At 60.7% G+C, this 7,077-nt stretch carries 8 protein-coding genes; 4 read left to right on the top strand and 4 right to left on the bottom strand.

Annotated features, from left to right (window positions below):
* Window positions 1-99: 99 nt before the first annotated feature.
* On the bottom strand, window positions 100-909 hold the full coding sequence (locus ACRESD_RS24315) for a UDP-2,3-diacylglucosamine diphosphatase (RefSeq protein WP_431753235.1): 810 nt from the start codon (window positions 907-909) through the stop codon (window positions 100-102).
* A gap of 137 nt (window positions 910-1,046) precedes the next feature.
* Here ACRESD_RS24315 and ACRESD_RS24310 point away from each other — a divergent pair, with 137 nt between their 5' ends.
* From ACRESD_RS24310 to ACRESD_RS24300, 3 genes are all read left to right on the top strand, one after another.
* Complete coding sequence (locus ACRESD_RS24310) at window positions 1,047-1,799, top strand: AraC family transcriptional regulator (RefSeq protein ID WP_431753234.1); 753 nt, start codon at window positions 1,047-1,049, stop codon at window positions 1,797-1,799.
* Window positions 1,800-1,899: 100 nt separating this feature from the next.
* Window positions 1,900-2,784: a DMT family transporter gene (locus ACRESD_RS24305; RefSeq protein ID WP_431753233.1), complete on the top strand. Its 885-nt coding sequence runs from the start codon at window positions 1,900-1,902 to the stop codon at window positions 2,782-2,784.
* 132 nt (window positions 2,785-2,916) lie between these two features.
* The gene (locus tag ACRESD_RS24300; protein WP_431753232.1) at window positions 2,917-3,201 is read left to right on the top strand and encodes a hypothetical protein; all 285 of its coding nucleotides are present in this window, start codon (window positions 2,917-2,919) and stop codon (window positions 3,199-3,201) included.
* A gap of 43 nt (window positions 3,202-3,244) precedes the next feature.
* Here the strand turns inward: ACRESD_RS24300 and ACRESD_RS24295 are convergent, their stop codons facing one another.
* A complete protein-coding gene (locus ACRESD_RS24295) occupies window positions 3,245-3,532 on the bottom strand; it encodes a SelT/SelW/SelH family protein (protein WP_431753231.1) in 288 nt (95 codons plus the stop codon).
* A gap of 84 nt (window positions 3,533-3,616) precedes the next feature.
* On the opposite strand from ACRESD_RS24295, the gene ACRESD_RS24290 reads away from it, so the two are divergent.
* Window positions 3,617-5,806 (top strand): patatin-like phospholipase family protein, encoded by a 2,190-nt coding sequence (locus tag ACRESD_RS24290; RefSeq protein WP_431753230.1) that lies wholly within the window; start codon window positions 3,617-3,619, stop codon window positions 5,804-5,806.
* Between the two features lie 133 nt (window positions 5,807-5,939).
* Here the strand turns inward: ACRESD_RS24290 and ACRESD_RS24285 are convergent, their stop codons facing one another.
* Together ACRESD_RS24285 and ACRESD_RS24280 are read right to left on the bottom strand one after the other, a co-directional pair.
* Window positions 5,940-6,374 carry a MarR family transcriptional regulator gene (locus tag ACRESD_RS24285; RefSeq protein ID WP_123715558.1) on the bottom strand — a complete coding sequence of 145 codons (435 nt, stop codon included), beginning with the start codon at window positions 6,372-6,374 and terminating at the stop codon, window positions 5,940-5,942.
* A 122-nt stretch (window positions 6,375-6,496) separates the two neighbouring features.
* On the bottom strand, window positions 6,497-7,077 hold a 581-nt coding region (locus ACRESD_RS24280), incomplete at its 5' end, for an HRDC domain-containing protein (RefSeq protein ID WP_431753229.1).

The following is a 7,077-nucleotide window of genomic DNA, read 5'->3' as shown; positions in this document are numbered from 1 at the left end:
GGCTTGCCTGCGATGGCGACCTGTCAGTGAAAAATGTGGGGCTGACACACCACTATCGCAGGCAAGCCAGCTCCCACATTTCTTGACCGTGTGGCCCCTTCAGCCTGCAACCATCTCGGCTTTGAGCTGCGCCTCTTTCGCTTGCGCATCCGCCAACCGATACAACTCGATACTGCCATCCCAGTGCTCGATCAACGCCGTGCACGACTCCACCCAGTCCCCGCAGTTGAGGTAATCCACCTCACCCACCTTGCGAATCTCGGCATGGTGGATATGCCCGCACACCACGCCATGCAGCTCGCGCTTGGTCACTTCGTGGGCAATCGCTTCTTCGAAATCGCTGATAAAGCTTACCGCCGTCTTGACCTTGTGCTTGAGGTACGCCGACAGCGACCAGTAGCCATAGCCGTACCGTGCACGCCAATGGTTGAGCCAGCGATTCAGGGTGAGGGTGAATTCGTAGGCCGAATCGCCGAGGAATGCGAGCCAGCGATGGTAACGGGTGATCACGTCAAACTGATCGCCATGGATCACCAGCAAATGACGGCCATCGGCGGTGACATGCACCGCTTCATCCACTAACTGGATATTGCCCAGGATCAGCTTGGAATAGCGGCGCAGGAATTCATCGTGGTTGCCAGTGACGTAAATCACCTCGGTGCCGCGCTTGGCCATGGTCAGCAGGCGACGGATCACGTTGGTGTGAGCCTGGGGCCAGTACATGCCGCCACGCATCTTCCAGCCGTCGATGATGTCGCCGACCAGATACACCTTGTCGGCGTGATAACCCTTGAGGAATTGCGACAGGTGTTCGGCCTGACAATCCCGTGTGCCCAGATGCACGTCGGAAATCCACAGGGTACGAACCCGTTGTTTGCGGCTGGGTTTGGCCAACTCGGCACTGGTCATGGGCATCCCTCGACGGTGTTTTCGCGAGCTTGCACCCTGGCGATTAATAGCCCATGACAGCTTTGCGTCAGTCTGATGACAGCGCCGGACGCCTGCGAAGCGTTGTAGACTGCGGGCTTGTTGCCCTGGAGACCGCGATGAGACCGACCCTCACGCTGCGCCACTACGTCGAAGCCCCTATTGCCCATAGCCATGACCATGCGCAGTTGGTATTCGGCTTGTCCGGGCACCTGGACCTGGAAGTGGATGGCCGTGGCAGCCAGGTGCACGAAAGCAGCGTGATGGTGCTGCCGTTCTCCGCCCACCACGCCTGCGGCAGTCGCGATGGCAGCCGCTGCCTGGTACTGGATGTGCCCACCGAGCACTGGTTGCTGCAATCCTTGGGCGATCACGCCGATGCCAGCCGCCGCTTGCTGGATCAACCCACGCGCCTGGCGCTGGACGCCCGGCAACACCAACTGGTGCAATGGCTGGCCCACAGCCCGGTGGAGGACCCGTTGATCGCCCAGCAAGGCGCGGTATTGCTGCTCGCCAGCCTCAACCATCATCCGCAGGCCCAACCGATGCTGGGTCGGCGCCTGCCGTATGCGGCGTTCGATGTGCATATCGAGCGGCATGTCAGGCATCCATTGCAAGTGGCGGACCTTGCGCGGATCGCCGACCTGTCGGTAGCGCGCCTGCATGCGCGCTTCATGGCCGAATGCGGGCAGACGCCCATGGACTACATCCGCAGCCGCCGCTTGCAGATGGCGCTGAAGCTGCTGCGTGAGACCGCTTTACCCATCGGCGAAGTCGCCGATCGCATCGGCTATAGCTCACAAAGTGCATTTGCCGCCGCGATGCTGCGGGAGTTCGGCGCATCCCCGGGTGCGTTACGGCGTTCATCGTAGGAAGAGTCTCGCGATAAAAATCGCGAGCCCAGCGACAGACGCCCCCCCGTGCAACCCTCTAGACTGCGCTTCTGTTACCCCGTTGGTTCAAAGGATCGCAATGACTCCCCGCTCAGCCCTCGGCGCCCTGCATATCGGCGCATTGATGTTTGGCCTTACCGGCGTGTTTGGCAAACTGGCGGCCGCCTCGCCGTCGATCATCGTGTTTGGCCGTGCAATGTTTGCCGTGCTGGCCCTCGCGGTATTTGCGCGGTTTGCCAGCAACACGGCCTGGAAACGGCTGGAACTGCGCGACTGGCGCAGGTTGCTGGTCAGCGGTGTGCTGCTGGCAGCGCACTGGGTGACCTTCTTCATTGCGGTCAAGGTGGCCGGCGTGGCCGTTGCGACGCTGGGGTTTACCGCATTCCCCGCCTTCACTGTGATACTCGAAGGGCTGATCTTCCGCGAGCGTATTCGCGCCAATGAAGTGGTGCTGGTGGCGCTGGTCAGCGTCGGACTGGTACTGGTGACACCAGACTTCAACCTCGCCAGCGAAGCCACTGGCGGCCTGCTCTGGGGCATCGCCTCCGGCCTGTTGTTTTCTCTGTTGTCACTGAATAACCGCGCCAGCTCCGGACGGATTCCTGCCGTACAGGCTGCGCTGTGCCAGAACGTGGTGGTCGCCGCCTGCCTGCTGCCCGTGGCCGCGCCAGGGCTGGCGCAGGTGCGGGCCATCGACTGGCTGTGGATCGGATTGCTGGGCGTGTTCTGTACCGGCCTGGCCCACAGCCTGTTCGTCGCCAGTCTCGCCGTGATCAAGGCGCGCACTGCCTCCGTGGTGTTTGCCATGGAGCCGGTCTACGGCATCACCGTGGCCTGGCTGCTGTTTGCCGAAACCCCAACGCTGCGCATGCTGCTGGGTGGCGCACTGATCATCGTCGCCATCGTGCTGTCCGGCCTGATGGGCAGCGCCAGCCAGGCTAAACAGCCCGCCGCAACGGCCTGATCTATACTTTAAACATCCGCAACAGTCGGTAGTCGTTCAACGGATAAAAGACACCTCGACGACAGCCATGGTCTTTTCTGAAGTTGCTGCACGCGAGTGGTCACTCCCTTTACGCGATGCAGGGGTTTTACCATGGAAATGTTCATCAGCTTGTTGGTTCAGATCATCAGCGGGGCCATCGGCGGCAACCTGGCCGGCATGACCAACCAAAGCATGGGCTCCACCGGGCTCAACTCTATGGTTGGCGGCGTGGGCGGGCTGGTGTTGGGGCAACTGCTCTCCTGGCTCCTCGGCGCACCGGCAGGTGACGCGCTGAATGTTGCGGCGCTCGGCAGCAACATCGTCGGGGGTGGCGTCGGCGGCCTGGTGCTGACGTTTATCGTCGCCTTCATCAAAAACAAAATGGCTGCCAAATAGCGACGCTACCTTGGGTCACCGCCCTCAGTGGCGGTGACTTTGTTTACTGCGTCCGATCGTTATGACCCAGGTCGCGCTGCGGATCGATCTGGTCGCGCACGCGCTGTTTGAGCACCTTGGCCTCAGGAAAACCGCCATCCACCTTGCGCTCCCAGATCTGCACGCCGTCGCAGGTGATACGAAACGCACCGCCAGTGGCAGGCTCCAGCGCCACGCGCCCCAAGTCATCGGCGAAAGTGCTCAACAACTCCTGGGCCAGCCACGCGGCACGCAACAGCCACTGGCATTGGGTGCAATAGGTGATGACGATCTCGGGTTTGCTTGCAGACATAATTTGACAGGTTCCTGGCGTAACGGGCTTGGCCGATCGAGTGGCTATAATACCGGCCTTTATCGCCCAGCTTCGAGACTCATGATGCGCCGCCTGCTGTCCTGCCTGTTTCTGTGTCTGCTCCCTCTCCTCGTCAACGCTGTTGAAACGCCCTCCCCTAAAGTCGGCCTGGTGTTGTCCGGCGGTGCCGCCCGTGGGCTGGCGCATATCGGCGTGCTCAAGGCGCTGGAAGAGCAAGGTATTCACATCGATGCGATTGCCGGCACCAGCATGGGCGCGGTGATTGGCGGGCTGTACGCTTCAGGCTACAAGATCGATGAGCTGGAAAAACTGGCGCTCAATATCGATTGGCAACAGGCCCTGTCCGATGCGCCTCCACGGGAGGATGTGCCGTTCCGACGCAAACAGGATGACCGGGATTTCCTGGTCAAGCAGAAACTCAGTTTTCGCGACGACGGCAGCCTCGGCCTGCCCCTGGGCGTGATCCAGGGCCAGAACCTGGCGCTGCTGCTGGAAAGCATGTTTGCCCACACCAGCAACACCCGCAATTTCGACAAGCTGCCGATCCCCTTCCGCGCCGTGGCCACCGACATCACCACCGGCGAAAAAGTGGTGTTCAACAAAGGCCACCTGCCTCAGGTGATACGCGCCAGCATGTCGATCCCTGCAGTGTTCGCTCCCGTGGAACTGGACGGCCGCCTACTGGTGGACGGCGGCATGACCGACAACATCCCGCTGGATGTGGCACGGGAGATGGGCGTCGACATCGCCATTGTGGTGGACATCGGCACCCCGCTTCGTTCACGCAAGCAACTGGCGACCGTGGTGGATGTGCTCAACCAATCCATCACCCTGATGACCCGCCGCAACTCCGAAGAACAGCTCAAGGCCCTGCATCCGAAGGATGTGCTGATCCAACCGCCGCTGGCGGCTTATGGGGTGACGGATTTCGGTCGCGCCAAGGACATGATCGACGCCGGCTACCGCGCCACTCGTGCCCTCGACATTCGCCTGGCCCATCTGCGCCCCACCGCCCCCGTGGACCCGCAACTGGTGGCGGCCCGCACACCGGGCGAGCGCACGCCGATCATCACCGCAATCCAGGTGGAAAACGATTCGAAAGTCAGCGACGACGTGATTCGCTACTACATCCGCCAAGCCCTGGGTGAACCCCTGAACCTGGGCCGCCTGCAAGCGGACATGGGCACGTTGTACGGCCTGGATTACTTCGAACAGGTGCAATACCGCGTGGTCAAGAAAGGCCACGACAACACTCTGGTGATCAGCGCACGGGGCAAACGCAGCGGCACCGACTACCTGCGCCTGGGCTTGAACCTGTCAGATGACATGCGCGGTGACAGCGCCTTCAACCTCGGTGCCAGCTACCGCATGAACGGCATCAACCGACTCGGCGCCGAATGGCTGACCCGGGTGCAGATCGGTGACCGCCAAGAGTTGTACAGCGAGTTCTACCAGCCACTGGACACGGGGTCGCGCTACTTCGTCGCGCCCTATATCAGGGCCCAGGCGCAGAACGTTGAACTGATCCTGGATAACGACCCCATCTCCGAATACCGCCTGGAGCGTTATGGTTTTGGCCTGAACGTAGGACGACAAATCGGCAACAGCGGCGAGATTCGCTTCGGCGTCGGCGAAGCCTGGGGCAATGCGGACGTGCGTATCGGCGACCGAGACCTACCGAGCGTCAGCTTCAGTGAAGGCTTCTATGAACTGAAATACTCGTTCGACTCCCTGGACAACGTGTACTTCCCTCACTCAGGCGAAGACATCGGCCTGGCCTTCCGAGAGTTCGAACCCGGACTCGGCTCGGACCAACGCTACCGCCAATGGGAGTTCAAGCTGGACAAGGCCATGAGTCACGGCCCGGACACCCTGATACTGGGTGGGCGTTATGGACGCACCCTGGATAAATCCGACGTGGTGATTTCCAGCTTCCTGCTGGGTGGCGCACGGCAATTGTCGGGCTTTCGCGAAGATGCGATCTCGGGCCAGAACATCAGCCTGATACGCGCGGTTTACTACCGCCGCCTGACGCCGCGCTCATACCTGCCGCTGGACTTCCCACTGTACCTTGGGGCGTCCGTGGAACGAGGCCGGGCGTGGAACAACGATAATGAGTTCGACAGCGGGTATATCAACGCCGCGAGTGTTTTCCTCGGGTTTGATACACCGCTGGGGCCGCTCAACTTCAGCTATGGGTTCAACGATGACAAGCAGCAGGCGGTGTACCTGAACCTGGGCCAGACCTTCTAACGCCACACATTGAAGCAACTGTGGGAGCGGGCTTGCCCGCGAAAGCAGTGTGTCAGTCGATGCATAAGTTGACTGAAGCACCGCATTCGCGAGCAAGCCCACTCCCACATTTTGTTCTTCAACGTGGCCGAGTTCAGGACTTTTCCAGGTTCGCCAGGATGTGCCCGTGCACACGCATGCACACGCGCATGTCTTCTTCATCCACACCCACAAACAGCTCATGGCGCAAGGCCGTGGCAATGGTTTCGATCTGGTCGATCAGGGGACGGGCGGTATCGCACAGCAAGATGCGCTTGGCGCGACGGTCTTCCACCACCGCTTGGCGCTGCACGAGGCCCTGGCTTTCCAGGCTGTCGAGCAGGCGCGCCAGGGTCGGCCCTTCCACCCCGACACTTTGTGCCAGTTCACGCTGGGTGGGTGCTTCTGCAAAACGGGCCAGGTGCAACAGCACCAGCCAACGCGCCTGGGACAAACCCAGCCCCGCCAGGCGGCGGTCCAGTTCAGCGCGCCAACCTCGGGACATCTGCGCCAACTGCATGCCAAAACGGTGTTGATCGGTTAACGGCATAAAAAACTCATGATTTAGACTGAAAATAAAGTATGGCTAATTATTAGTCAGCTAAGCATGAGCCATGCCAGTAGGCAAGGGTCGCTATGTACTCATTCGTTACTATTGTCGCAATTGGCACACTAAATCTCGAATTCAGACTGCAAAGCGGCACGCACACAGTACAGAACACCCTCCGGAACCCGACCGGTAAACAGCGGCGCTATCTCGGTAACAGGTGGCAATTCGCCTTCTCCATCCAGGAAAGCATCCTGGATTTCACCCAGTAAATCTTCCGGCAAATCAAGGGCCTGTTCCAACGACAACTGCTGCTTGCCGATGGATTCGGCGAGCAAGGTGTAGACGTTCTTTTCCGAGCACTGCAATTGCCCGGCAATCTGAATCGGGGTCATTCCGGCACGGGCCAAGCTGATCAGTTCGTGACGGATATCGGCGACTTCCTTCGGTGCTTCAGCCTGGCCGCCGAGCACTTCCAGGAAAGCCTGGCCGTACCGCTCCAACTTGCGCGCACCCACGCCGCTGACCCTGGCCATCTCGGCCATGGTGGTCGGTTGCTCACGCAGCATTTCCAGCAACGTGGAGTCGGGGAAAATGACGTAAGGCGGCACGCTGTGTTCCTGCGCCAGCTTGCGACGCAGGGTGCGCAAGGCTTCCCATTGCTCGCGCTCCTCGCCACGCACCAGTTGGCTGGCCTGGCTGGTAC

The organism is Pseudomonas sp. (genome assembly GCF_050739995.1).
GTDB lineage: Bacteria > Pseudomonadota > Gammaproteobacteria > Pseudomonadales > Pseudomonadaceae > Aquipseudomonas.
The sequence above is the reverse complement of the archived record's forward strand: the minus strand, read 5'-3'. Positions and strand labels throughout refer to the sequence as shown.

Coding starts and splice junctions, on each gene's coding strand:
- ACRESD_RS24300 (WP_431753232.1), top strand. CDS start 2,917: ATGGAAATGTTCATCAGCTTGTTGGTTCAGATCATCAGCGGGGCCATC.
- ACRESD_RS24290 (WP_431753230.1), top strand. CDS start 3,617: ATGCGCCGCCTGCTGTCCTGCCTGTTTCTGTGTCTGCTCCCTCTCCTC.
- ACRESD_RS24295 (WP_431753231.1), bottom strand. CDS start 3,532: ATGTCTGCAAGCAAACCCGAGATCGTCATCACCTATTGCACCCAATGC.
- ACRESD_RS24310 (WP_431753234.1), top strand. CDS start 1,047: ATGAGACCGACCCTCACGCTGCGCCACTACGTCGAAGCCCCTATTGCC.
- ACRESD_RS24305 (WP_431753233.1), top strand. CDS start 1,900: ATGACTCCCCGCTCAGCCCTCGGCGCCCTGCATATCGGCGCATTGATG.
- ACRESD_RS24315 (WP_431753235.1), bottom strand. CDS start 909: ATGACCAGTGCCGAGTTGGCCAAACCCAGCCGCAAACAACGGGTTCGT.
- ACRESD_RS24285 (WP_123715558.1), bottom strand. CDS start 6,374: ATGCCGTTAACCGATCAACACCGTTTTGGCATGCAGTTGGCGCAGATG.